Annotated in this window: 23 protein-coding genes; all 23 read left to right on the top strand. The window is 44.0% G+C overall.

Annotated features, from left to right (window positions below):
• The first annotated feature begins 54 nt into the window (after positions 1-54).
• The 23 genes from pyrH (at position 55) to ACMXYR_RS13880 (ending at position 24851) form a co-directional block, all read left to right on the top strand.
• Positions 55-813: a UMP kinase gene (gene pyrH / locus ACMXYR_RS13990; protein WP_415882452.1), complete on the top strand. Its 759-nt coding sequence runs from the start codon at positions 55-57 to the stop codon at positions 811-813.
• Positions 803-1360, top strand: coding sequence for a ribosome recycling factor (frr, locus tag ACMXYR_RS13985; RefSeq protein WP_415882451.1), 558 nt, complete (start codon positions 803-805; stop codon positions 1358-1360). The genes pyrH and frr overlap by 11 nt, the downstream gene beginning before the upstream one ends.
• Positions 1361-1400: 40 nt before the next feature.
• The gene (gene uppS, locus ACMXYR_RS13980) at positions 1401-2162 is read left to right on the top strand and encodes a polyprenyl diphosphate synthase (protein ID WP_415902056.1); all 762 of its coding nucleotides are present in this window, start codon (positions 1401-1403) and stop codon (positions 2160-2162) included.
• Positions 2155-2967, top strand: coding sequence for a phosphatidate cytidylyltransferase (locus ACMXYR_RS13975; RefSeq protein ID WP_415902055.1), 813 nt, complete (start codon positions 2155-2157; stop codon positions 2965-2967). Before uppS ends, ACMXYR_RS13975 begins: the two co-directional genes overlap by 8 nt.
• A 7-nt stretch (positions 2968-2974) precedes the next feature.
• Positions 2975-4330 carry a sigma E protease regulator RseP gene (gene rseP, locus ACMXYR_RS13970; protein WP_415902054.1) on the top strand — a complete coding sequence of 452 codons (1356 nt, stop codon included), beginning with the start codon at positions 2975-2977 and terminating at the stop codon, positions 4328-4330.
• 39 nt (positions 4331-4369) lie between these two features.
• Positions 4370-6688: an outer membrane protein assembly factor BamA gene (bamA, locus tag ACMXYR_RS13965; protein WP_415902053.1), complete on the top strand. Its 2319-nt coding sequence runs from the start codon at positions 4370-4372 to the stop codon at positions 6686-6688.
• A 10-nt stretch (positions 6689-6698) separates the two neighbouring features.
• Positions 6699-7196, top strand: coding sequence for an OmpH family outer membrane protein (locus ACMXYR_RS13960; RefSeq protein WP_415902052.1), 498 nt, complete (start codon positions 6699-6701; stop codon positions 7194-7196).
• A 14-nt stretch (positions 7197-7210) separates the two neighbouring features.
• Positions 7211-8248 (top strand): UDP-3-O-(3-hydroxymyristoyl)glucosamine N-acyltransferase, encoded by a 1038-nt coding sequence (gene lpxD, locus ACMXYR_RS13955; RefSeq protein WP_415902051.1) that lies wholly within the window; start codon positions 7211-7213, stop codon positions 8246-8248.
• A 3-nt stretch (positions 8249-8251) separates the two neighbouring features.
• Positions 8252-8689, top strand: coding sequence for a 3-hydroxyacyl-ACP dehydratase FabZ (gene fabZ / locus ACMXYR_RS13950; RefSeq protein WP_415882444.1), 438 nt, complete (start codon positions 8252-8254; stop codon positions 8687-8689).
• A gap of 3 nt (positions 8690-8692) precedes the next feature.
• Positions 8693-9463 carry an acyl-ACP--UDP-N-acetylglucosamine O-acyltransferase gene (lpxA, locus tag ACMXYR_RS13945; protein ID WP_415902050.1) on the top strand — a complete coding sequence of 257 codons (771 nt, stop codon included), beginning with the start codon at positions 8693-8695 and terminating at the stop codon, positions 9461-9463.
• Positions 9464-9471: 8 nt separating this feature from the next.
• On the top strand, positions 9472-10632 hold the full coding sequence (lpxB, locus tag ACMXYR_RS13940) for a lipid-A-disaccharide synthase (RefSeq protein ID WP_415902049.1): 1161 nt from the start codon (positions 9472-9474) through the stop codon (positions 10630-10632).
• 5 nt (positions 10633-10637) lie between these two features.
• Positions 10638-11222: a ribonuclease HII gene (rnhB, locus tag ACMXYR_RS13935; protein ID WP_415903658.1), complete on the top strand. Its 585-nt coding sequence runs from the start codon at positions 10638-10640 to the stop codon at positions 11220-11222.
• A gap of 19 nt (positions 11223-11241) precedes the next feature.
• Positions 11242-14733 carry a DNA polymerase III subunit alpha gene (dnaE, locus tag ACMXYR_RS13930; protein WP_415902048.1) on the top strand — a complete coding sequence of 1164 codons (3492 nt, stop codon included), beginning with the start codon at positions 11242-11244 and terminating at the stop codon, positions 14731-14733.
• Between the two features lie 126 nt (positions 14734-14859).
• Complete coding sequence (gene accA / locus ACMXYR_RS13925; protein WP_415882439.1) at positions 14860-15819, top strand: acetyl-CoA carboxylase carboxyl transferase subunit alpha; 960 nt, start codon at positions 14860-14862, stop codon at positions 15817-15819.
• The gene (gene tilS / locus ACMXYR_RS13920; protein WP_415902047.1) at positions 15809-17137 is read left to right on the top strand and encodes a tRNA lysidine(34) synthetase TilS; all 1329 of its coding nucleotides are present in this window, start codon (positions 15809-15811) and stop codon (positions 17135-17137) included. Before accA ends, tilS begins: the two co-directional genes overlap by 11 nt.
• A 74-nt stretch (positions 17138-17211) precedes the next feature.
• Complete coding sequence (locus ACMXYR_RS13915; protein ID WP_415902046.1) at positions 17212-18840, top strand: CTP synthase; 1629 nt, start codon at positions 17212-17214, stop codon at positions 18838-18840.
• Between the two features lie 62 nt (positions 18841-18902).
• Positions 18903-20198: a phosphopyruvate hydratase gene (gene eno / locus ACMXYR_RS13910; RefSeq protein ID WP_415885819.1), complete on the top strand. Its 1296-nt coding sequence runs from the start codon at positions 18903-18905 to the stop codon at positions 20196-20198.
• A gap of 129 nt (positions 20199-20327) precedes the next feature.
• The gene (locus ACMXYR_RS13905; RefSeq protein ID WP_415882435.1) at positions 20328-20558 is read left to right on the top strand and encodes a septum formation initiator family protein; all 231 of its coding nucleotides are present in this window, start codon (positions 20328-20330) and stop codon (positions 20556-20558) included.
• A 6-nt stretch (positions 20559-20564) separates the two neighbouring features.
• Positions 20565-21611 carry a tRNA pseudouridine(13) synthase TruD gene (truD, locus tag ACMXYR_RS13900; protein ID WP_415902045.1) on the top strand — a complete coding sequence of 349 codons (1047 nt, stop codon included), beginning with the start codon at positions 20565-20567 and terminating at the stop codon, positions 21609-21611.
• Positions 21612-22361: a 5'/3'-nucleotidase SurE gene (gene surE, locus ACMXYR_RS13895; RefSeq protein WP_415902044.1), complete on the top strand. Its 750-nt coding sequence runs from the start codon at positions 21612-21614 to the stop codon at positions 22359-22361.
• A 26-nt stretch (positions 22362-22387) separates the two neighbouring features.
• Positions 22388-23026, top strand: coding sequence for a protein-L-isoaspartate(D-aspartate) O-methyltransferase (locus ACMXYR_RS13890; RefSeq protein ID WP_415902043.1), 639 nt, complete (start codon positions 22388-22390; stop codon positions 23024-23026).
• A gap of 4 nt (positions 23027-23030) precedes the next feature.
• Positions 23031-23975 (top strand): DUF368 domain-containing protein, encoded by a 945-nt coding sequence (locus ACMXYR_RS13885; RefSeq protein WP_415902042.1) that lies wholly within the window; start codon positions 23031-23033, stop codon positions 23973-23975.
• An 18-nt stretch (positions 23976-23993) separates the two neighbouring features.
• The gene (locus tag ACMXYR_RS13880; RefSeq protein WP_415902041.1) at positions 23994-24851 is read left to right on the top strand and encodes a peptidoglycan DD-metalloendopeptidase family protein; all 858 of its coding nucleotides are present in this window, start codon (positions 23994-23996) and stop codon (positions 24849-24851) included.
• The last annotated feature ends 72 nt before the right edge of the window (positions 24852-24923 follow it).

The raw sequence follows: 24923 nt of genomic DNA, 5'->3' as shown, positions 1-24923 counted from the left end.
TCCCCTCTTTTCTTGCTACACTCTCCTGATCCCAATTTCTGTGGAGATATACGGATGCCAACCACCGAGAAACAATCAAAATATAAACGCATATTACTGAAGCTTAGCGGCGAAGCCCTAATGGGAGACGAGAGCTTTGGTATAGACTCAAATGTCCTGAATCGCATGGCCCTAGAGATCGGCCAGCTAGTAGGGATTGGTGTTCAAGTCGGTATGGTTATCGGCGGTGGTAATTTGTTTCGTGGCGCAGCGCTAAATGAAGCTGGGTTGGATCGTGTTACTGGCGACCATATGGGTATGCTTGCAACCGTTATGAATGCATTGGCGATGCGCGATGCATTGGAGCGTAGCAATATAAATACTCGCGTAATGTCTGCTATTCCAATGAGTGGTGTTGTAGATCATTATGACCGTCGAAATGCTATGCGTTACCTAAATCAAGGCGATGTAGTGATTTTTGCGGCGGGCACAGGAAATCCTTTCTTTACAACGGATTCAGCAGCTTGCCTTCGTGGTATTGAAGTAGAAGCGGATGTTGTATTGAAAGCAACAAAAGTTGATGGTGTTTATACGGCTGATCCGGTTAAGGATCCAACGGCGCGTCGTTACCGTCACTTAAGTTATGATGAAGTTTTAGAACAGCAACTGGGTGTTATGGATCTGACTGCGATTTGTTTGACGCGAGATCATAATATGCCAGTGCGTGTATTTAATATGAATAAACCAGGTGCTCTTGCCAACCTTGTAGTGGGTAGTGATGAGGGCACTTTGATCGATTGCAGTGAAACGGTTGGAGAAAAATATGCTGAATGAAATCACTCAGGATGCTGCCGAGCGCATGCAGAAAAGTGTTGATTCTCTGGTAACGAACTTTAAGAAAATTCGTACTGGTCGTGCACACCCAAGCATTCTGGAAGGGATTCAGGTTTCCTATTACGGTTCTGATGTGCCTTTGAGCCAGGTGGCTAATATTTCCGTTGAGGATGGTCGTACGCTATCGATCGTGCCATGGGAAAAGCCAATGGTGCCTGTAATCGAAAAAGCGATTATGACCTCTGATCTAGGTTTGAACCCAGCAACTGCGGGTGAAAATATTCGTGTTCCAATGCCTCCGTTGACTGAAGAAACGCGTAAGGGTTATATCAAACAAGCGCGTCAGGAAGCTGAAGGTGCACGCGTAGCTATTCGTAATATTCGTCGTGATGCAAACGGTGATCTTAAAGATCTCTTGAAAGAAAAAGAGATCACTGAAGATGATCAGCGTCGCGGCGAAGATCAGATTCAGAAAGTTACGGATAAGCATGTTGCAGAAGTGGATAGTCTTCTGGAACAGAAAGAAAAAGATCTAATGGAAATTTGATCGAAGCAGCGGTGCTGTAAGGTGCCGCTGAATTATTTGCATGACATCAGAAAACAATTCTTCAGAAGTTATTACTAATACGCCTCGGCATATTGCCATCATTATGGATGGGAATAACCGTTGGGCAAAAGAGCGTCGACTACCAGGCTTGGCAGGTCATAAAGCGGGTGTGGATTGTGTGCGTTCAGTCATCGAAGGCTGTGTGGAGTTAGGTGTTGAATCTCTGACTTTATTTGCTTTTAGCTCTGAGAATTGGAAGCGACCTCCGTTGGAGGTTAAAGGTCTAATGGAGTTGTTCAAACTTGCATTAGATCGAGAAGCGAAGAAGTTATTAAAAAACAACATTCGCTTACGAATTGTTGGTGATAAAACATCGTTTAGTGATTCGTTACAGAAAAAAATTCACGATGTCGAAACTTTGACTGCTGATTGTGATGGGTTGCAGCTTAATATTGCGGCAAATTATGGTGGCCGTTGGGATATTACCCAAGCGGCACGTCAGCTTGCTCAGCAATGCATTGCTAATGAATTATCTCCTTCAGATATCACAGAAGAATCCCTAGGAAAATGCATAAACCTTTCTGATCTGCCTGAGCCTGATTTATGTATCAGAACAGGCGGTGAGCAACGCATTAGCAATTTTCTGATCTGGCAATTTGCTTACACCGAATTGTATTTTTCGGATGCTTATTGGCCTGACTTTGATAAAGAGCATTTGAATATAGCAGTCCAAGATTATAGCGGTAGACAACGCCGTTTTGGTAAAACCAGTGAACAGGTAGAGGCAGAGCAAAATGCTTAAACAGCGAATATTAACCGCGCTTGTGCTTGCACCGTTAGCGTTGCTGGGTGTGTTTGCTTTACCTTTATCATCTTTTCTTTATTTTATGGATGTTGTCATACTCTTGGGTGCTTGGGAGTGGGCCAATTTATCCGGATATCAAAGCCGTATTCAGCGTTTCATGTATGTCGGCTTGATGGCATCGATTCTTGCTGGTCTGCATCTTTTTTATACCAGTGTTCCTGTTGAACTTATCTTGTCAGGAGCACTCTTAGGTTGGATGGTCGCGTTTCTCTGGGTGGTGAAATATCCGCAGAGCACTAGTTGGAGCGCTTGCTGGAAACGAGCCTTAGTTGGCTTGGTTGTATTGGTACCAAGCTGGATTGCATTTGTTGGGCTGAAAGGTTCAGAAAACGGTGAGGTGTTAATCCTACTGTTGTTTCTTTTGGTTTGGGGGGCGGATGTTGGTGCATACTTCTCAGGCAAAAACTTTGGGCGGGTCAAATTAGCGCCGGATGTTAGCCCGGGTAAAACGCGTGAAGGCCTTTACGGTGGCTTAATTGCTTGTATCGTTATTGCGCTAGGGTTTGCTCTGTACAGTGGTTTTGACATGGCGCAAGTTCTTCTTCTTGTTGTGCTTGCTACTGCTACAGGGTTGATTTCTGTACTCGGTGACCTTTTTGAAAGCATGTTGAAAAGGCATCGGGGAATTAAAGATAGTAGTCAATTACTTCCGGGACATGGTGGTGTGTTGGATCGAATCGATAGTCTGACTGCAGCCTCGCCTTTGTTTGTATTGGGTATGCAATATCTAATTGCTTATTGAGATTGTTATGGAGCTGTTACATACCATTCTTGCCACAATCGTTACCTTAGGGGTTTTAGTTACAATCCATGAATGGGGGCACTTTTATGTTGCCCGTCGTTGTGGGGTAAAAGTTCTACGTTTCTCTGTTGGTTTTGGTAAAGCTATTTATACTTGGAAAGATCGTCAAGGGACTGAGTATGCGATCGCCAGTATTCCTTTAGGTGGCTATGTCAAAATGTTGGATGAGCGTGAAGGTGATGTGCCTGAAGAACAGCTCTCCCAAGCTTTTAATCGTAAGCCTGTAATTCAACGTATCGCAATTGTTGCAGCAGGTCCTCTTGTAAATCTCATTTTTGCTGTCTTTGCTTATTGGTTCATGTTTGCCTATGGCGTTTCAACGGTTGCTCCGGTCGTCGGGGGGGTAAAGATTGAGTCGCCAGCTGAGCGAGCTGGTTTGCAAAATGATGTTGAAATTCTAGCGGTGGATGGTTTTGCTACATTGTCGTGGGACGAGGTAAATCTTCGTTTGGCCTCTAGAATAGGAGAAACTGGCGATATTAATTTGTTGGTTAAACCGTTGGAAAGTACGCTTTCACATCCTGTCCATATTTCAGTGTCTAACTGGCATGTAAATGTTGAATCAGAGTCTCCAGTAACTGCCTTGGGTTTAGATCCATGGAGGCCTTCTATTCCAGCAGAAATTGGGCAGGTTGTAGATGGTGGGCGTGCGCTTCAGGCCGGTTTGCTAGTAGGTGACATCGTTGAGGAGATAGATGGCCGGCCTGTAAATGATTGGTATGGTTTTGTTCAGGTTGTTAGAGATAGTCCTGAGCGTGCAATCCAATTAACTATTTTACGGTCAGAAAATCTACAAAATATTGTCTTGGTCCCAGCCCTTAAGATTGATGATGAAGGGCGCGAGTATGGTTATATTGGTGCTGGAGTTCAGCCGGTTTCGTGGCCTGATGATCTAAGGCGTACAATTGAATATGGTTTTTTTGATGCGTTTGGGCGTGCAGTTGATAAAACAGGGCAGATGATGGTCTTAACTCTCGATTCTATTTGGAAAATGATTGAGGGCGTTATATCGGTAAAAAACTTGAGCGGTCCAATTACGATTGCTAAAGTGGCCGGTGCTTCAGCAGAGTCAGGCTTGGAATCGTATATTAGTTTTCTTGCCTATCTAAGTATTAGCTTAGGTATCCTGAATTTACTGCCAATACCTGTCTTAGATGGTGGGCATTTGCTTTATTATGCTGTCGAATTAGTGACAGGAAAGCCTGTAAGTGAGAGTATTCAGCTCCTTGGTCTGAAAATTGGTATGGCTATGCTGCTTTCGCTTATGTTTGTAGCATTGTTTAATGACTTTATGCGGCTTTAACAGCTGCTTCGATTATTTATTACGGATTAGACGCACTTCATGAAACGTGGCATTGGACTTCTGGTAGCGCTCTTTTTCTGGGTATCATTTGCTCAGGCAAACACATCATCTTTCACAGTGGAAGATATTCGATTAGAAGGTTTGCAGCGCGTTTCTCCAGGTATCGTGTTCAGGAATTTTCCTGTTACCGCAGGTGATCAAGTAAATTCCCTATCATTGACAAGAGCAACAAAAAAGTTATTTGCTTCCGGCTATTTTGACGATATTGAATTGCTGCGTGATGAGTCAGTTCTTGTGCTGCGTCTACAAGAGCGACCATCAGTTAGTTTGATAAAGCTTGAAGGCAATAAGGTGCTAGAGTCTGAAGCGCTTTTAGATGGATTGAAACAGACCGGTTTACAAGAAGGTGATGTATTTAAACGATCAACCCTGGAGCAAATTAAGCAGGATTTAGTGCGTGTATATGCTTCCCAGGGTCGTTATGGGGCGAGTATTAGTACGAATGTGGAAAACTTGCCTGGTAATCGTGTTGCACTGAATATTAATGTTAAAGAAGGTCGTGTAGCAACAATTCAGCATATCAATATAGTGGGTAATACTGTTTATTCTGACGAAGAATTGAAAGAACTTTTCTCGTTGAAATTGCCGAATTTTTGGTCTTTCTATAAGAAAGATGACCGTTATGCTCGCCAAAAATTAACAGGTGATTTGGAGCGAATCCGTTCGTATTACCTTGATAGCGGTTATGTGAATTTCTCTATCGATTCCACACAAGTTTCTATCACTCCAGACAAGAAAAATGTCTATATTACCTTAAACGTAACAGAGGGTGAGAAGTACACAATTCGTGATGTTGCTGTTGCTGGTGAAATGGTAGTACCAGAAGGTGAGCTTTTAGATGTCATTCGTGTGGAAGAAGGGCAAGTGTTTTCTCGTCGTTTAATCACAGAATCTCAAGATGCACTGGTTAAACGTATTGGTGATGCAGGTTATATGTTTGCAAATATATCTCCAGCGCCAGAGTTGAACGATGACAATACGGTAACAGTCAAATTCTTTCTTGATCCAGGTAAACGAACTTACGTTCGCCGAATTAATATTCGAGGTAATACACGTACAGCTGACGAGGTCGTTCGTCAGCACTTGAAACAGATGGAAGCTGCGGTTGCATCTAATGAATTGATTGAGCAATCCAAGCAGCGCTTAGAAAAAACTGGTTATTTTAAAACGGTTGCTGTTGAAACTACGCCAGTTCCAGGTAGTAACGATTTAGTTGATATAGATTACCGTGTTGAAGAACAACAATCAGGTTCGTTTTCCGCGAGTGTTGGTTTCTCTCAGAGCGCAGGTATTATCTTAGGTTTTAAATTACAGCAAGATAACTTCTTAGGCACGGGTAAGAAAGTCGGTATTGGTATCTCTAACAGTGATACATTAACTGAGTATTCATACAGTTTCGTCGATCCATATTATACCGTTGATGGCGTAAGTCGTGGCTTTAACGTTTATTACCGTGAACGTGATTTTGATGAAGATAATGCCAGTGCATTCTCTACTGATGAGATGGGGGGTGGTGTTAACTTTGGTTACCCTATTGATGATTATCAGCGTTTGAACTTCGGACTTAATGTTGAAAAAGTAACAATCAAAACTAACACTACTGAAACGCCTGATGAAATAAATCAGTATCTTGCCGATGAAGGCAATGATTATATCAACTTCAACGTTACTGGTCGTTGGAGTTCGAATCACTTGAATCGCGGTTTCTTCCCGACAAAAGGTTATTCACAGAGCTTGTCTCTAGAGCTAGGCCTGCCTGGTAGTGACTTGAGCTATTACAAAGCGCAATATAACGGCAAATGGTACTATCCTCTGACAGATGATCGTTTCTGGGTTTTATCTCTCAAAGGAAGAGTGGGACTTGGGGGTGAGTTAGGGGGTAATGAATATCCATTCTATAAACACTTCTTTGCTGGTGGTTTGAAAACCGTTCGAGGTTATGAGCAGAACTCTCTAGGCCCTCGAGATTCCAAAGATGATCCATTTGGCGGTGATGTATTGATTACCGGTGGCGCGGAATTTATTTTCCCTACGCCTTTTGTAAAAGAAAGAACATCTTGGCGAACATTGTTGTTTGTGGATGCGGGTAATGTCTATGACACGGACTGTTCTTCAGTTTCCAAACCTGGGAATTGTACAGATGGTGTAGAGCTAGATGAATTGAGATTATCAGCAGGATTTGGCTTGAGTTGGTTGACACCAATTGGGCCTTTGTCCGTTGCTTTGGCTGCGCCTCTAAATGATAAAACTGGTGATGATACCGAAGTGTTCCAGTTCGCATTAGGTCAAACTTTCTAAGGAATAGAATATGAAATTTAAAACCGTACTTGGTTTTCTTTTTGTTGCAACATTAAGTTTCAATGCAAGCGCTGAAAAGGTTGCTGTTTTAGGCGTCCAGCAGGCTCTTCTTGCATCTGAGGCTGCTGCAGATTATCGCCAGTCATTAAAAGCTGAGTTTGCGAAAGAAGATAAGAAAATGCTTGATCTGGAAAAACAGGTTAAAGCAGCAAGAGAAAAACTTAAGAAGAATAAAGATCTAGCATCGGAGGCTGAATTGAAGAAAATGAGTATTCAATTCCAAAAAGCCTTTGCTGAGTATCAAAAAAACGGTCAAGTTCTGCAGCAGCAAAAAATGCAACGTGAGCAAGCATTTATCCAAGAGATGCGCCCCCGTCTAGATAAAGTTATTCGTGATCTGATTGAAAAAGAGGGTTATGACGTGGTGATTTCGAAGCAAGCTACATTGTTTGCAAAAAAAGAACTAGATATTACTCCTCGAGTAGTTGAACTGCTAAACAAGCAGTAGGCTAGCTGCACTGAATGAGTTCAAATGAGTACACGCTACAGCAGCTTGCTGATTTTTTGTCAGCAGAGTTACATGGCGACGGTGATTTCAAAGTTAGTGCCCTATCTACTTTGGAAAAAGCTGGGTCTTCGGATCTGAGCTTTATTGCGAATAGTAAGTACCAAAAATATCTATCTGACACGCAAGCAGGAGCTATTTTGATGGCTCCTTCAGATGTTGGTCTGTTTAAAGGTAATGCTTTAGTTATCGATAATCCATATCTTGCTTATGCTCGTGTTAGTCAGCTCTTTGTCCTGTCCTCCGAATCTGCAAAAGGTATCGCTGCTTCAGTAATTATTGCTGAATCGGCAAAAATTGCTGAAACAGCTTCAATTGCTCAAGGCGTCGTTATTGGTGAGCGAGTAGTAGTTGATGAAGGGGTTATTATTGGGCCGAATACAGTGGTAGGTGATGACTGCTTTATTGGTGCAGAATCTGTTCTTAAACCTAATGTAACCCTATATCCAGATGTTCACGTTGGCAGATATTGTCTTATCCATAGTGGTGCAGTTTTGGGAGCAGATGGTTTCGGATTTGCTAATGATGAAGGCGACTGGGTCAAAATTGCGCAGTTAGGTGGTGTCAGGCTTGGCAACAACGTTGAAGTCGGTGCTGGGACCACAATAGATCGTGGAGCATTAGAGCATACAGTTATCTCCGATGGTGTAATCTTAGATAATCAAATACAAATTGCTCATAACGTTACCATTGGTGAAAAAACTGCAATTGCTGGTTGTACGGCAGTGGCTGGAAGCACTAAAATTGGCGCCGGTTGTACTATTGCTGGAGCGTGTGGAATTACTGGGCATTTAAATATTGCTGCTGGAAGCCATATCACGGCAATGTCATTGGTCACAAAATCAATCATAGAGCCAGGCGTTTATTCGTCTGGTACAGGTATGCTTCCACATAAACAATGGAAGAAGAATGTTGTTAGATTTCGTCAGTTGGATGAGCTAGCACGTCGTATAAAGTCTGTAGAAGATAAGATTACTGAGATTAAGGGTTCTTAAGAAATGATGGATGTAAATGAAATACGGGAATACCTCCCGCACCGCTATCCGTTTTTATTGGTGGATCGTGTGCTGGAATTAGAAAAGGGAGAATCCATTGTTGCGATTAAAAACGTTACAGTAAATGAGCCATTCTTCAATGGTCATTTCCCTGATCATCCAGTAATGCCTGGTGTGCTGATTGTTGAAGCGATGGCGCAAGCAGCGGGTATCCTAGGTTTTAAAACTATGGATAAGAAACCACAAGATGGTTCAATTTATTACTTTGTTGGCTCAGATAAACTACGCTTTAAGCGTCCTGTAGTGCCTGGTGACCAGTTGAAACTTGAAGCAAAAGTTATCTCTGAGCGTCGTGGTATCTGGAAGTTTGATGTGCGAGCTACCGTTGAAGGTGATATGGTAAGTAGTGCAACAATTTTGTGTGCTGATAGAAAGGTTTAAATCTTGATAGATTCCCGTGCTCTTATAGACCCTACTGCAAAGCTTGCTGATGATGTTGAGGTCGGGCCTTGGTCAATCATTGGGCCTGACGTAGAAATTGGTGCGGGCACAGTTATTGGCCCCCATGTCGTTATTAAGGGGCCAACCAAAATCGGGAAGAATAACCGTATATTTCAATTCTCGTCCGTTGGTGAAGATTGCCAAGATAAAAAATATGCGGGTGAGCCTACGACCCTGACCATTGGGGATGATAATGTTTTCCGCGAAGGTGTCACGATCCATCGTGGTACTATTCAGGATGCAGGTACTACGACAATTGGCAGTCATAATCTATTTATGGCTTATGCTCATGTTGCCCACGATTGTGTTGTCGGTGACCATGTAATCATGGCTAATAATACTGCGATTGCAGGGCATGTACATATTGGTGACTGGACTATTCTGGGTGGGTTTACCGCAGTACATCAATTCTGCAGGATTGGTTCTCATGTAATGTGTGGTACTAGCACCGTCGTGTTAAAGGATATACCTTCCTACATTATGGCGAATGGTAATACCGCAAAACCTCACGGTATTAACGTTGAAGGTCTTAAGCGTCGCGGTTTTAGTGCTGATTCTATTGTTCAGTTGCGTCGTGCTTATAAAACAATCTTCCGTAATAAACTTACAACCGCTCAGGCATTAGCTGAATTAAAAACGATGGCGAATGAATGTCCTGAAGTTGTTCCGATGATCCAATCTATTGAATCCTCCACTCGTGGCATAATTCGCTGAGGTTGATTATGCCAAACCCCCTACGAGTAGGCATTGTAGCTGGTGAAGCTTCAGGCGATATTTTAGGTAGTGGCTTAATCAAAGCGTTAAAAAAACGCTACCCGAATCTCACTGTCGAGGGAATTGGCGGTGAGTTGATGATCGCTCAAGGCTGTCACTCTCATTACCCTTTGGAAAGATTGTCAGTTATGGGGCTTGTGGAAGTTCTTGGGCGACTACCAGAACTTCTTGGTATACGTAAAAAGCTGATTCGCCACTTCATTGATAACCCTCCCGATCTGTTTATTGGTGTTGATGCACCAGACTTTACTCTGAAAATGGAAGGGGAGTTAAAGGCAGTTGGAATTCCCACGGTGCACTATGTCAGCCCATCTGTTTGGGCATGGAAGCAGAAGCGTATTTATAAAATCAAACGCACCACCGACCTTGTTCTTAGTCTCTTCCCATTTGAAGCGAAGCATTATGCGCCGACTCAACAGCGAGTCGCTTTCGTCGGTCATCCTCTAGCGGATAGTATTCCACTAAGCGTCAACGTAGTTGAGAGTAAGAAAAAATTCGCAGTAAAGCCTGATGAAAAAATTATTGCGTTGTTGCCTGGTAGTCGAGGTAGTGAGCTTAAATATTTGGCTGAGCCTTTTTTAGATACCGCTCGCTGGTTGAGTGAGAGGTTAGATAATGTTCGATTTGTTATCCCTGCTGCCAATGAAACACGCCATGATCAGTTACATAAATTAATTATAGAAAAATACTCTGATCTTAATATTCAGCTTGTGATGAAGCATTCGCGTGATGTGATGGCGATAGCCGATAGTATTTTGATAGCGTCTGGAACCGCGACGCTGGAAGCTACTATTTTACAGAAGCCAATGGTCGTAGCCTACAAAATGGCACCGTTGACCTATGCTATCTATTCACGAATGGTTAAATCTAAATTTATCTCTTTACCAAATCTTTTAGCTGATGAGGCTTTAGTGCCTGAAATCTTACAGGACCAAGTAAAACCAGAAGTGCTAGGACCTGCGGTATTAAAGAGTTTGCAAGATAGTGAATACAAAGCTTATTTGCGTGATAAGTTTTCAGCAATACACAAGCAACTTCATCAAGACGCAGACGAAAAAGCCGCAGATGCCATAGAGGTGCTTTTGAAAGATAAAGGTGTGATCTCGTGAGTACCATGGAATTAGATTTTTCTCAGGGGAAAAGGGTTGCCGGTGTGGATGAGGTTGGTCGTGGTCCGTTGGTCGGAAATGTCGTTGCTGCCGCTGTAATTTTGGATCCAGAAAATCCTATTCAAGGTTTGGCTGATTCGAAAAAGCTTTCTGCAAAAAAAAGAGAGCAGCTTTATATCGAAATCAAAGAAAAGGCGTTGGCATGGTGTGTCGCTTCGGCATCGCCAGCTGAAATTGATGAAATTAATATATTACATGCCTCTATGTTAGCGATGAAAAGGGCCGTCGAAGGATTAGATATCCCTGCTGAGTTTGTATATGTTGATGGTAATCGAAGTCCTGATCTAAATTGTCCTAGTGAGCCTGTTGTTAAGGGGGATAGTAAAATCCCTGAAATTAGCGCTGCATCCATTTTAGCCAAAGTCGATCGTGATAGAGAGATGGAAATTCTGGATCAACAATATCCTGAGTACGGCTTTGCTAAGCATAAGGGCTACCCTACAGCTCTACATTTTGAAAAACTGGCCGAACATGGCCCGTTACCTGAATATCGTCGCAGTTTTAAGCCCGTAAGGGATCTGCTTTCCTAACCTTTAATAAGTTTGTTTTATGTCTGATCCGCAGTTCATTCATCTTCGCGTTCACACAGAATTTTCCCTAGTTGATGGTTTGGTTCGAGTCAAAGAGCTGGTTAATGCCGCTAAAGATGACCATATGCCCGCCGTCGGTATGACGGATCAAACAAATTTCTTTGGTTTGGTGAAATTCTTTAAAGCGGCAACAGGTAGTGGTATTAAGCCTATTTGTGGTTCTGACCTGTGGGTTGAAAATACAGATGAGCCTGGTGGGGAGCCTTACCGTCTAACCTTGTTGGTTCGAAATGCTGAGGGTTACCTCAACCTGATGGAGTTGATCTCGCAGGCTTATGCTGAGGGGCAAAATGTTCTAGCGGATATGGCCTTGGTTAAACCTGAATGGGTAGAGACTAAATCAGCGGGCTTAATCGCATTGTCAGGTGGGCGGAAAGGTGAAATTGGTCGTTCTATCTTGGCTAATAATGATCAGGCTGGTGCGATTTTAGAACGCTGGATGAAGGTCTTTCCAAATAGCCTTTATCTAGAAGTTCAGAGAACAGGTAGAGTGGGTGACGAGCAGATCGTTCATGATTCTGTTGAATTGGCTAAAACCTATAACTGCCCATTAGTGGCGACCAATGAGGTTATGTTTATCAATGAGTCAGATTTTGAGGCTCATGAAGTACGTGTATGTATCAACCAAGGCCGTACATTAGAAGATCCAACGCGTCCAAAAGAGTACAGCGACCAGCAATACTTCCGTTCCCAAGAAGAGATGGTTGAGCTCTTCAGTGATATCCCTTCTGCGGTTCAAAACACAGTAGCGATTGCTAAGCGCTGTAATATTGAGATTGAAATCGGCACATATTATCTACCTAAGTATCCTATCCCTGAAGGGATGTTGATGGATGATTATTTCCGAAAAGTGTCATTTGATGGGTTGGAAGAGCGTCTCGAGATTCTACTTGATAAAGAGGATCCTGATTACCAAGCGAAGCGTCAAGAGTATATCGATCGCTTAGAGTTTGAATTGGATATTATTATCCAGATGGGTTTTCCAGGTTACTTCCTGATCGTAATGGACTTCATTATGTGGGGTAAGGAAAACGGTGTTCCTGTAGGCCCCGGTCGTGGTTCAGGTGCGGGTTCCTTGGTAGCTTATGCACAAAAAATTACCGATCTTGATCCATTAGAATATGATCTTCTGTTCGAGCGATTCCTTAACCCTGAACGTGTCTCCATGCCTGACTTCGATATCGACTTCTGCATGGATAACCGAGATAAGGTGATCGATTATGTGGCGCGTACCTACGGACGTGATGCTGTTTCTCAGATCGTAACCTTCGGTACCATGGCTGCTAAGGCGGTGGTGCGAGATGTGGCGCGGGTACAAGGCAAGCCATTTGGTCTTGCAGACCGACTTTCAAAGCTTATTCCTTTTGAGCCAGGTATTACTCTGAAAAAAGCCTTGGATCAGGAGCCTATGCTAGGTGAATTTATTGAGTCGAGTGAAGAGGCTCAAGAAATTATGGATATGGCGTATAAACTCGAAGGTGTGACGCGAAATGTGGGTAAGCACGCCGGTGGTGTAGTAATCGCACCTACCAAATTAACAGACTTTGCTGCTACGTACTGTGATGAAGAGGGCAATGGCCTTGTTACTCAGTTCGATAAAGGCGATGTCGAAGAAGCTGGGTTAGTAAAATTCGACTTCTTGGGCCTGCGTACGCTAACGATTATCGATTGGGCGTTGCAAACGGTAAACCGTATTCGCGAAAAGAACGGTGAAGAACCGCTCGATATAGCTCTGATTGATTTAGAGGACAGAAAGACCTTTGGTCTTCTGCAAGCTGCTGAAACTACAGCTGTATTCCAGCTTGAGTCCAGCGGTATGAAGGATTTGGTTCGCAGACTATTACCTTCGCGCTTTGAAGATATTGTCGCGCTAGTAGCTCTATTCCGTCCGGGGCCGCTGCAATCAGGCATGGTAGATGACTTTATCAACCGTAAGCATGGTCGCGCGGAGATGGCGTGGCCACATCCTGATTATCAATTGGATTCACTGCAACCGGTGCTTGAGCCGACTTACGGAATTATCCTTTACCAAGAGCAGGTAATGCAGATTGCTCAGGTAATGGCGGGTTATACCCTTGGCGGTGCGGATATGCTGCGTCGTGCGATGGGTAAGAAAAAGCCTGAAGAGATGGCTAAGCAGCGGGTTTCTTTCCTTGATGGTTCTGAACAGAATGGGATCGATCGTGACTTAGCTGGGAATATCTTCGACCTAGTAGAGAAATTCGCAGGTTATGGTTTTAACAAATCCCACTCTGCAGCTTACGCCTTAGTTTCTTATCAAACGGCTTGGCTTAAAGCTCATTACCCTGCTCCGTTTATGGCGGCGGTAATCTCTTCTGATATGCAGAACACCGACAAGGTGGTGATCTTCATTGAAGAGTGTCGCGTGATGGGTATTCCTCCTGCATTGCCGGACGTTAATACCGGTGAGTATATGTTCACCGTAAACGATGAGGGTGTCATTGTTTATGGTCTAGGTGCGATTAAAGGCGTAGGCGAAGGACCTATAGAGGCGATCACGGAAGCGCGTGCAGATGGCGGTCCATTTACGGATCTATTTGATTTCTGTGAGCGGGTTGGTGCGAAGAAGCTTAATAAGCGTGTATTAGAAGCTTTGGTTCGTTCTGGTGCGCTAGATTGTCTGGGTGCTGAGCGAGCCATTCTATGGGAAGCTATTCCGGATGCGCTGAAAGCTGCCGATCAAGCGGCCAAAAACCAAGATGCAGGGATGTTCGACCTATTTGGTGAGGTAGAAGCTGAATCTGATCGCTGTTCATATGAAGATTACAAGTCGGTTAGATCTTGGACAGATAAAGAGCGCCTTACGGGTGAAAAAGACACGCTTGGTTTGTACCTTACCGGCCATCCTATCGATGAATATGAGTCCGAGTTAAGGCACTTTGTTGGTAAGCGTATTGTTGAGTTACAGCCCGCCCGTGGTCAAACTCAAAAAATGGCAGGGTTGGTAGTTGATCTTCGTCTGAAGAAAACTAAAAAAGGCGATAATCTCTGCTTTGTGACCTTGGATGATCGAACTGCGCGTATCGACGTAACTCTTTTTGGCGATACTTATGATGCGGTGCGTGAACTTGTTCATAAAGATGCGGTGTTAGTGGTTGAAGGAGAAGTGGCAGAAGATCACTTTTCTGGTGGAATCAAAGTGCGTGTAAGCAAAGTGCTGACTATTCCTCAGGCACGTGCTCAGTATGCGGCAGGTATCCAAGTAAAATGTACCGAAAGTCAGTTAGCTGGTAGGCGTCTGAAAGAGCTGCAGGAATTACTTAATAGTTATAAGGGGGAGGGTTCTCTGCCAGTGCAGTTGCGCTACTCTCGACCTGATGCAGAGGCAACTATAACTTTGGGCGATAACTGGCAGGTTCAGGCTAACGATGATTTGTTGATTGCATTAATGGAACGGTTCGGAAGTGATGCCGTTTCATTAACCTATTAGTCAGTTTAACTGGCGTAATTTAGCTGTCCTGTTTGGAGTCGAGGCTTTCTCTTGTAGGGTCTGGTTCTTAAAGCTGCAAACAGGTACACTTTGGACAATTTTTTTACTATTGAATAGATGAGTCATATGAATCCGAACTATCTGGATTTTGAACAGCCAATTGCAGAACTGCAGGCAAAAATTGAAGAGCTGCGTCTAGTAGGGGATTCAGCTGAACTGAATATCTCCGATGAGATCAAGCGTCTGGAAGACAAAAGCCGCACTCTGACAGAATCTATTTTCTCTGATCTGTCTGCTTGGCAAGTATCACAGTTATCCCGTCACCCTCAGCGTCCATATACATTGGACTACATCGATTATATGTTCGATGAGTTTGATGAAATTCACGGTGATCGTCATTTTGCTGACGATCAGGCTATCGTGGGTGGCATCGCACGTATGGATGAGCGACCAATAATGGTGATCGGTCATCAGAAAGGTCGTGGTGTTCAGGAGCGTCAAAAGCGTAACTTTGGTATGCCTCGTCCAGAAGGTTACCGTAAAGCACTACGTCTAATGGAAATGGCTGAGCGTTTTAAAATGCCAATCATGACCTTTATTGATACGCCTGGAGCTTACCCAGGTATCGATGCTGAAGAACGTGGTCAGTCAGAAGCTATTGCATTTAACCTAGCTAAGATGTCTCAGCTAAAAACACCTGTCATTTCCACTGTTATTGGTGAAGGTGGCTCGGGTGGTGCATTAGCAATCGGTGTATGTGATGAGCTAATGATGATGAGTTACTCTACGTATTCAGTAATTTCTCCAGAAGGTTGCGCCTCTATTCTTTGGAAGAGCGCTGAGCGTGCTGCAGATGCAGCTAAAGCAATGGGTATTACTTCTGATCGCCTGCTTGAGTTGGGCTTGGTTGATCAGATCGTAAGTGAGCCGCTTGGTGGTGCTCACCGTGATCCAGCCCTAACAGCGGCGAATCTTAAGCGTCACCTATCTGAAGTGCTAGGTCGCTTAGATGAACTGTCTACCGATGAATTGCTGGAGCGTCGTTATAAGCGCTTGATGGCATACGGTTTTGGTGGTGAAGCCTAATACAGGCAACCTCACTGCTTTACAGGAGTGTGAGCGCCAGTTTCAGGCGCTGACCTCCCGTTGTATTTCTTCCCTTGATTCGTCCTCTTCAATCTCCCGTTGGATTATTGCCCATAGCGGTGGATTAGACTCTCAATTATTACTGCATCTTGCGTGTCAGGTGTTGCCACGCAGCCAAATAGTCGTGCTTCATATCAACCATAATTTGCAGGTTGAGGCAGATAGTTGGTCAAAGTTTTCCGAGAAACAGGCTGAGCTTAATTGTGTTGTTCATCACTCGGTTTCGGTGACTCCCATTGATTCCTCTGAGGTTGCGGCAAGGGATGCGCGTTACGCAGCGTTTAATGACTTTGTTGTCGAAGGTGATTGTTTGTTGTTTGGTCATCATGCAGATGATCAGGCTGAAACATTGCTATTTCGTTGGTTAAGAGGAGCAGGGCTGACCGGCTTAAAAGGTATGCCTGAACAGCGAGAGCTAGGGCAGGGTTATCTATTACGGCCATTGCTTTATTGTTCTCGAAAACAATTGGAGCAAGCGGCAACTGAGATTGGCTTGGAATTTATTCAGGATCCATCTAATGATTCCATTGATTATGACCGCAACTTTTTAAGGCATAAGGTATTACCTGAATTAAAGCTGCGCTGGCCGCAATTGCTTTCTCGTTGGCAAAAAAATGCAGACTTGGTGGCTAAAAGTGAGTCTTTGTTGAATCATTATTTAGATCAAGATTTGCGTCAGTGTTTAACTGCAAATAGGCAGTTAAATCTGGATGTATGGGGGCTTATGATTGAGATAAAGCGTTCCGAGCTTATTCGGCGCTGGGTCTATAACGAGATTGGTTTCTTGCTTAACGAGCAGCAGTTAGAGCAAATTCAGCAGGATGTTATTCAAGCGCAATCGGATGCTAACCCAATTTATTCTATTCAGGAGTACTCGCTGCGCCGCTTTCGCAATCATTTATATATAGTATCTCCATCCACTGAATTACTCGATAATGTCGAAATATCTGAGGCTGGCTGTTGGGTGTTGGGAGACGGTGAGCTCACAATTCAATTGGCTAAACCGCTGCAGAAACCATTGATGGTTCAGCGCCGCAAGGGTGGTGAAAGGTGTGTTCCTCATGGGCAAACGCATTCAAAATCGGTAAAAAAATTGCTCCAAGAAGCAGATCTTCCACCTTGGGTGAAGTCTGACTGGCCATTGATTTTTCAGGGTGAAACCATAGTTGCCGTGCCCGGTATCTGTGTTTGTGATGGCTGGGATAAAGAAAGCTCAGGTTTTTCGCTTTTATGGCGTCCCTTATCGTTGTCTGATTAGCCCTCATTTGCTATCCTATAGCCCCATCTCGATCTTAAAAAATCCTCGCTTAAACACGATCAAACAGGTTCTGCATGACGCGTTATATCTTCGTCACAGGCGGTGTTGTGTCCTCATTGGGCAAAGGCATCGCATCCGCTTCTTTGGCTGCAATTTTGGAAGCCAGAGGGCTTAAAGTAACTATGTTGAAATTGGACCCGTACATTAACGTGGATCCAGGGACAATGAGCCCAATTCAGCATGGTGAGGTTTTTGTTACTGAGGATGGTGCAGAAACTGACCTAGACTTGGGCCACTACGAGCGTTTCATCCGTACAACGATGAGCAAACGTAATAATTTTACTGCTGGTCGTATCTATCAGCATGTATTACGTAAAGAGCGTCGTGGTGACTACCTAGGTGGAACGGTTCAGGTTATTCCGCACATCACAGATGAAATTAAGCGTCGTGTTATCGAAGGCGCTGGTGATGCTGACGTAGCTCTAGTAGAGATTGGCGGTACTGTTGGTGATATTGAATCACTACCATTTATGGAGGCAGTGCGTCAGTTGAAAGCTGAACTTGGTTCCGCTCGTGCGATGTTTATGCACCTGACTTTGGTTCCATACATTGCGACAGCTGGCGAAATCAAAACTAAGCCGTCACAGCACTCAGTAAAAGAGCTGCGTTCTATCGGTATTCAGCCAGATATTTTGGTATGTCGTTCCGATTTCCCACTTCCAGACTCTTCTCGTCGTAAGCTGTCGTTGTTTACTAACGTTGAAGAGCGTGCAGTAGTGTCGCTTCCTGATGCAGATACTATCTATAACATTCCTCGAATGCTGTCTGAGCAAGGCTTAGACGATATCGTAGTGGAACGTTTCCACTTAGAATGCACAGAAGCAGATCTAGGTGAATGGGATCGTGTAGCAGATGCTCATCTTAACCCAGAAGGCGAAGTTAAAATCGCTATGGTGGGTAAGTACATGGAGCTGTTGGATGCCTACAAATCTCTTATCGAAGCGATCTCTCATGCGGGTATCGCATTGAAGAAAAAAGTTCGCATCGAATGTATCGACTCTGAGCGTATCGAGCGTGAAGGTGTTGAAATTCTAGATGGCGCAAGTGCTGTTCTAGTTCCAGGTGGTTTTGGTGAACGTGGTGTCGAAGGCAAAATTGCTGCTGTTCGCTATGCGCGTGAAAACAAAGTGCCATACCTAGGTATCTGTTTGGGTATGCAGGTTGCGGTTATTGAATTTGCTCGCCACGTTGCAGGCTTAGAAGATGCGACATCTTCCGAATTTAATAAAGATGCTGAACACCAGGTAATTGGTTTGATCACTGAGTGGGCTACCTCTGAAGGTGGTGTGGAAACCCGTGGCGAAGCTGATGATCTGGGCGGTACTATGCGTCTGGGTGCTCAAGTTTGTCATCTGGCAGAAGGTTCTACTGCTGCCCAAGCTTACGGTAACACTGAGATTACTGAGCGTCATCGTCATCGTTATGAAGTGAACAACAACTACGTTGAGCAACTGGAAAACGCTGGTTTAAGAATTTCTGGCCGTTCTGTTGATGGTGAACTGGTTGAAGTGGTTGAAGTTGCAGATCACCCTTGGTTTGTTGCTTGTCAGTTCCACCCAGAGTTCACATCCACCCCGCGTGATGGTCATGGCTTGTTCAAAGGCTTTATTCAAGCTGCATTAGATCAACAAGCTAAACAGTAAAACGAATTAAGGATTGGGGGCTTGATGCCCCCAGAACGTAAAATTTCTGGAGTTATTTCCCCATGGCACAGATCTCTGATATCAAAGCCCGCGAAGTACTGGATTCTCGTGGTAACCCAACAGTTGAAGCTGATGTAATTCTTGCATCTGGCGTGATTGGTTCTGCCTGTGCGCCTTCTGGTGCGTCAACGGGTTCTCGCGAAGCGCTAGAACTGCGTGATGGTGATAAAGGTCGTTACCTAGGTAAAGGCGTACAAAAAGCGGTTGCAGCGGTTAACGGTGTTATCCGTGAAGCGCTAACGGGCATGGATGTAACAGATCAGCGCGCGCTAGATAATAAAATGCTAGAGCTTGATGGTACTGAAAACAAAGAAAACCTAGGTGCAAACGCAATCCTAGCGGTATCTCTTGCAGCGGCAAAAGCAGCAGCTACAGAAAAAGGCATGCCTCTATACGCTCACATTGCAGAGATTAACGGTACTCCAGGTCAGTTCTCCCTACCACTACCGATGATGAACATTCTTAACGGTGGTGAGCATGCGGATAATAACGTTGATATCCAAGAGTTCATGGTTCAGCCAGTAAACTTCGACAAGTTCTCTGAAGGCTTGCGTTGTGGTGCAGAAATTTTCCACGCACTAAAAGCTGTTCTAAAAGCAAAAGGCCTAAACACTGCTGTTGGTGATGAAGGTGGTTTTGCTCCAAATCTTGCATCGAACGAAGAAGCTTTGGTTGTTATTAAAGAAGCAATCGATAAAGCGGGTTACGAGCTAGGTAAAGATGTAACGCTAGCATTAGACTGTGCTGCATCTGAATTCTACAAAGAAGGTAAATACGACCTTTCCGGTGAAGGTAAAGTCTTTGATGCAGAAGGCTTCGGTGATTACCTTGCAGCACTAACTGAAAACTACCCAATTGTTTCCATCGAAGATGGCCTAGACGAGTCTGATTGGGATGGTTGGGCTTACCTAACTAAGAAAATCGGTGACAAAGTGCAGTTGGTTGGTGATGACTTGTTCGTAACTAACACGAAAATTCTGTCACGTGGTATCGAGCAGAGCATCGGTAACTCAATCCTGATCAAATTCAACCAGATTGGTTCTTTGTCTGAAACGCTAGACGCAATCAAAATGGCGAAAGATGCAGGCTTCACAGCGGTTATCTCTCACCGTTCTGGTGAAACTGAAGATACAACTATTGCAGATCTAGCAGTAGGTACAGCTGCAGGCCAGATTAAGACTGGTTCTCTATGCCGTTCTGACCGTGTAGCTAAGTACAACCGTCTTCTACGTATCGAAGAAGAGCTAGGTGACGGCGCAATCTACAACGGCCTTTCTGAAGTGAAAGGTCAGGGCTAAGCGTAGTACCCTACGTAATAGTCTGATATAAAAAGGGGGCTTAATGCCCCCTTTTTTACTTATAAGAAATCTATGTATCGCTGGTTGGTTGCTCTTATATTATTTTTGATACTCGGACTGCAGTACAGATTGTGGTTTGGGGAGGCAAACCTGCGCGATATTTGGGCTCTAAATGCTAAAATAGAACTGCAACAAGGCATTAATCAAGAGCTTAGTCAGCGGAATAGTGAGCTAGAAGCCGAAGTTCTAGATCTTAAAAAGGGTAATGCTGCTTTGGAAGAGCGGGCTCGTAGTGAGCTTGGTATGATCAAAGAAGATGAGTCCTTTTTCCAGCTGGTGGAACCCGCCTCAGAGAAGTAACCTTTTATGACATCCCTGCCTACAGAATTTTCATATCTCAATGAAAAGCCTACTGGTTCTGCCGTGATCCGCAGTTGCCCAGAGGATTTTCAGGTTATCGAACAGATAGGGTTTGAGCCTGAAGGATCAGGCGAACATGTGTTCCTTTATATTCGCAAATGCGGTGAAAATACTGATTGGGTTGCTAGACAATTAGCAAATTTTGCCCAAATTAGCCCTAGAGATGTTAGTTATGCGGGTAAAAAAGATCGTCATGCTGTAACTGAGCAATGGTTTTGTGCGAAATTTCCGATCAAGCGTAATTTGAATTGGAAGTTATTTGGTGGCGATAGCATAGAAGTTCTAAAAGCTGTTAGACATCAAAGAAAGCTTCGCCTAGGTGCTCTTCAGGGGAATCGCTTTAAATTGCGACTTCGCCAGATTACTAATATGAATGAACTGAAGCAGCGCGTAGATTATGTGGCTAAAGAGGGTGTACCCAACTATTTTGGCGAGCAGCGTTTCGGTCGGGACTTTGGTAATTTAGATAAAGGGGTTGCGTTGCTACGTGGTGAATATCAGGAGCGTCAAAGAAATAAGAAGGGCATTTACATCTCTGCTGTCCGATCTTGGGTATTTAATCAGGTTTTATCTCAAAGGCTAGAGCAAGGCTTGTGGAGTACCGTTCTTGATGGCGATGCACTCATGTTGGCTGGAAGTCAGAGCTGTTTTGTCGAAGATGAAGCAACCGATGAATTACAGCAACGTTTAACTGGCAAAGAGATTAATCTCACCGGCCCAATGTGGGGCGGAGGAAGTATGCTGCCAAATGCTGCAGCTGAAGAATGGGAGCAAGAGCAGGTCGGACGCTGGTCTGAGGTCAGTGATTTGCTTGAAAAGCTAACTTTAAAACAAGAGCGTAGATCGCTTAGACTGTTGCCTCTGCGGTTAGAAATCAATGTGATTAATGAAACTGAATGTTGGCTTGAATTTGACCTGCCTTCAGGGGCATTTGCTACCAGTGTATTGAGGGAGCTATGTAATGTTACCCAGCCCGATAGAAATGAGGGATAAATGAAGATACTGATCTCTAACGATGATGGTGTCTATGCACCAGGCCTTGCTGCTTTAGCTAGAGCGCTAGCTGAAGTTGGCGATATTCTGGTAGTTGCCCCAGATCGTAATCGTAGTGGTGCGAGTAACTCGTTGACGTTGGATCGGCCACTAGAAGCTTTTGAGCATGAAAATGGCTTTATTGGGATTAATGGCACCCCAACAGATTGTGTGCATTTAGGTAGTTCAGGTGTATTCGGTTTTGAGCCAGATATTGTTGTTTCTGGGATAAATGCTGGTCCAAATTTAGGCGACGATGTCATCTACTCTGGGACGGTTGCTGCAGCAATGGAAGGACGCCATCTGCGATTCCCTGCCATTGCTATATCTTCTGGAGAGTTTCATCCAGCGCATTATGACTCTGCGGCTCAAGTTGCTCGAGAGTTGGTCGAAAATATACAGTATCTAAATGTAGCTCCTCGTACAGTTATTAATGTTAATGTTCCCGATTGCTCACAGAATGACTTTTCAGGTATTCATGTAACGAGACTGGGTCATAGAACTTGTGCTGGCAAACCTATCGCAACAGAAGACCCCCGTGGTAAAACTCGTTATTGGATTGCTGGAGCGGGTCCTGCCGCTGATGCGGGCCCTGGAACAGATTTTTACGCATTAAAAGAACAATGTGTTTCTATTACACCCTTGCATGCAGATATGACGCAATATTCGGGCATGGATAATGTGGGTGATTGGTTGGAGAATAATTTTTGAACGATCAGCAATTACGCGGAATAGGAATGACTTCGCAGCGAACAAGGGATCGTTTGATTAATCGATTAAGAGATCAGGGAATCCAGGACGAGAGTGTTCTGGATGTGATGAGAAATACACCAAGACATATTTTTATTGATGAAGCCTTGGCACATAGGGCATATGAAGACACGGCTCTGCCAATTGGTTATAACCAGACTATTTCGCAACCGTTCATCGTTGCCAAAATGACAGAGGTGCTTCTGTCAGAAGGACCACTGCAAAAAGTCCTGGAAGTGGGAACAGGCTCTGGTTATCAAACTTCAATTTTGGCGCCTTTAGTAGATCAGCTCTACAGTGTAGAACGTATTAAGCCTCTGCAGGATAAGGCGCGGGAGCGTTTGAAGTTAATAGGCCTTAATAATGTACAGTTGAAGCATACAGATGGTGGTATGGGGTGGTCTGCAAAAGCACCTTATGATGGTATCTTGGCTGCTTGTGCACCCGAAACTGTTCCTGAAGAGTTAAAGCAGCAGTTGGCTATTGGTGGCCGCTTAATTATTCCTGTGGGGGGCAGCGATTCTCAGAAGTTGAATCTGGTTATCAGGCTATCTGAAGAAGAGTTTAGTACTGAAATTTTAGACTGTGTGAAGTTTGTGCCTTTGTTAAGTGGTACGGTGAGGTAGTAAGTTGAAGCAAGAAGGAAGAACATGGCGCGACTATCTAGCATTGTCGGGCAAAGGGATGATGATGGGGGCTGCTGATGCAGTGCCAGGAGTATCGGGCGGTACTATTGCCTTCATGACGGGTATTTATGAAGAGCTTATTTACTCCTTAAAACAGTTCGGGCCAGAAGCTTTGTTCGTTTTGTTTAAGCAAGGCCCTATTGCAGCTTGGAAGCATGTCAACGGCACTTTTTTACTGACGCTTGTTTTAGGTATTTTTATCAGTTTGGTGACTGTCGCAAAGGTAGTGCTCTTTTGGTTGGCTGAATACCCTGAACTTCTATGGTCGTTCTTCTTTGGCTTAATCTTGGCTTCAGTATGGTCTGTCTGTAGACATATAGAGCAGTGGGATAGTAATAGCTTTACCGCATTTATTGCCGGGACTATTGCTGCCTATATGATTACCTCTATATCGCCAACCACAATTGAAGTAACTCCGCTATTTATTTTCTTGGCCGGAATGGTCGCTATTTGTGCCATGATTTTACCGGGTATTTCAGGTAGCTTTATCCTTCTACTTTTAGGTATGTATACGCCTATTCTGATGGCTATCAAAAATATTGAGTTATTTACCTTAGGTATTTTTGCCGCAGGGTGTGCTGTTGGTCTATTGAGTTTCTCTCGTGTTTTAAGTTGGATGTTTAGTTCATTTAAAACGACGACTTTGGCTTTATTAGGCGGTTTTATGTTGGGCTCACTAAATAAAGTATGGCCGTGGAAATATACGACTGCTTACACCATCAATAGACATGGTGAGCAGGTGCCTTTAGTGCAGGAGAATATTTCGCCGTTCTCATTTGAGTCTATGACTGGGCAACCTTCCTTTGTTTTATATTCTGTTGGTTTGATGATTGTTGGTGCTGCAACTGTATTGTTGATTGAACGAATGGGCCGGAGGTCAGAGGGATAGAGGCTGGGGTATAGTTCAATGGGCTTGAAGGGTTGTCTGTTACTGTGTTGCTCATTTCTGCTGGTTGCATGTGGAGGGAAGACCTATGCGCCAGTAAGCGATCGTTCGGTGCCTGTTTCTGCTCAGCCTCAACCTAACCAATATCAGGTTCGTAAAGGTGATACTCTGTATTCTATCGCCTTTAGATATGGGATGGATTATCGGGAATTAGCTAAAAGGAATAGTATATCCAGTAATTACAATATTTACCCAGGCCAGAAACTGAGTTTAAAGCCTGTGCCGAAAAGCACTGTTTCAGAATCGATTGTACGCGATGCTTCTATCGTTGCGCCAAAGCCGACAATTGTATCTAGCCATCAAAAAACGACAAATAAACCTCAGAATACCACTCCAAAAGTAAAAGTTGCTGCTAAGCCTATAGTTACCGCAAAAGCTGAACCACAAAAAGTGGTAGCCAAACCTGTTCCTAAAGCTAAGTCGAAGCCCCCAAAAGTTACTGCTGGACCAATCAAATGGGGATGGCCAGCATCCGGTAAGATCGTATCTACGTTTAAAACAAAGGGAGCAGTTAATAAAGGGATTAATATTGCCTCCGCTTATGGGGCTAAGGTCACGGCTGCGGCTAAAGGCCGAGTTGTCTATGCTGGAAGCGGTTTATTAGGTTATGGTAATTTAGTTATTGTTGACCATAATCAGCAGTTTTTAAGCGCTTATGCACATAATAGTCGTGTTTTAGTCAAAGAAAATGATATGGTTGATAAAGGCCAGAAAATTGCGGAGATGGGAAATTCAGGTACAGATCGCGTGATGCTCCATTTTGAAATACGTCGTGATGGTAAGCCGGTAAACCCTCTTCGATATCTGCCGAAACAATAATTATAAGAAAACATAATAATAAAAAATAACGTATAAACGCGTGATAGCACTGATTGGTTAAGGGAACGGGCA

The organism is Neptuniibacter sp. QD29_5, assembly GCF_047778125.1.
Taxonomy (GTDB): domain Bacteria; phylum Pseudomonadota; class Gammaproteobacteria; order Pseudomonadales; family Balneatricaceae; genus Neptuniibacter.
The sequence above is the reverse complement of the archived record's forward strand: the minus strand, read 5'-3'. Positions and strand labels throughout refer to the sequence as shown.

What these genes read in the sequence shown, in the direction of transcription:
- dnaE (WP_415902048.1), top strand. Translation starts at nt 11,242, where the DNA reads ATGTCTGATCCGCAGTTCATTCATCTTCGCGTTCACACAGAATTTTCC.
- ACMXYR_RS13960 (WP_415902052.1), top strand. Translation starts at nt 6,699, where the DNA reads ATGAAATTTAAAACCGTACTTGGTTTTCTTTTTGTTGCAACATTAAGT.
- lpxB (WP_415902049.1), top strand. Translation starts at nt 9,472, where the DNA reads ATGCCAAACCCCCTACGAGTAGGCATTGTAGCTGGTGAAGCTTCAGGC.
- uppS (WP_415902056.1), top strand. Translation starts at nt 1,401, where the DNA reads ATGACATCAGAAAACAATTCTTCAGAAGTTATTACTAATACGCCTCGG.
- ACMXYR_RS13975 (WP_415902055.1), top strand. Translation starts at nt 2,155, where the DNA reads ATGCTTAAACAGCGAATATTAACCGCGCTTGTGCTTGCACCGTTAGCG.
- bamA (WP_415902053.1), top strand. Translation starts at nt 4,370, where the DNA reads ATGAAACGTGGCATTGGACTTCTGGTAGCGCTCTTTTTCTGGGTATCA.
- ACMXYR_RS13880 (WP_415902041.1), top strand. Translation starts at nt 23,994, where the DNA reads ATGGGCTTGAAGGGTTGTCTGTTACTGTGTTGCTCATTTCTGCTGGTT.
- ACMXYR_RS13890 (WP_415902043.1), top strand. Translation starts at nt 22,388, where the DNA reads ATGACTTCGCAGCGAACAAGGGATCGTTTGATTAATCGATTAAGAGAT.
- fabZ (WP_415882444.1), top strand. Translation starts at nt 8,252, where the DNA reads ATGATGGATGTAAATGAAATACGGGAATACCTCCCGCACCGCTATCCG.
- truD (WP_415902045.1), top strand. Translation starts at nt 20,565, where the DNA reads ATGACATCCCTGCCTACAGAATTTTCATATCTCAATGAAAAGCCTACT.
- lpxD (WP_415902051.1), top strand. Translation starts at nt 7,211, where the DNA reads ATGAGTTCAAATGAGTACACGCTACAGCAGCTTGCTGATTTTTTGTCA.
- rseP (WP_415902054.1), top strand. Translation starts at nt 2,975, where the DNA reads ATGGAGCTGTTACATACCATTCTTGCCACAATCGTTACCTTAGGGGTT.
- accA (WP_415882439.1), top strand. Translation starts at nt 14,860, where the DNA reads ATGAATCCGAACTATCTGGATTTTGAACAGCCAATTGCAGAACTGCAG.
- frr (WP_415882451.1), top strand. Translation starts at nt 803, where the DNA reads ATGCTGAATGAAATCACTCAGGATGCTGCCGAGCGCATGCAGAAAAGT.
- pyrH (WP_415882452.1), top strand. Translation starts at nt 55, where the DNA reads ATGCCAACCACCGAGAAACAATCAAAATATAAACGCATATTACTGAAG.
- surE (WP_415902044.1), top strand. Translation starts at nt 21,612, where the DNA reads ATGAAGATACTGATCTCTAACGATGATGGTGTCTATGCACCAGGCCTT.
- eno (WP_415885819.1), top strand. Translation starts at nt 18,903, where the DNA reads ATGGCACAGATCTCTGATATCAAAGCCCGCGAAGTACTGGATTCTCGT.
- rnhB (WP_415903658.1), top strand. Translation starts at nt 10,638, where the DNA reads ATGGAATTAGATTTTTCTCAGGGGAAAAGGGTTGCCGGTGTGGATGAG.
- ACMXYR_RS13915 (WP_415902046.1), top strand. Translation starts at nt 17,212, where the DNA reads ATGACGCGTTATATCTTCGTCACAGGCGGTGTTGTGTCCTCATTGGGC.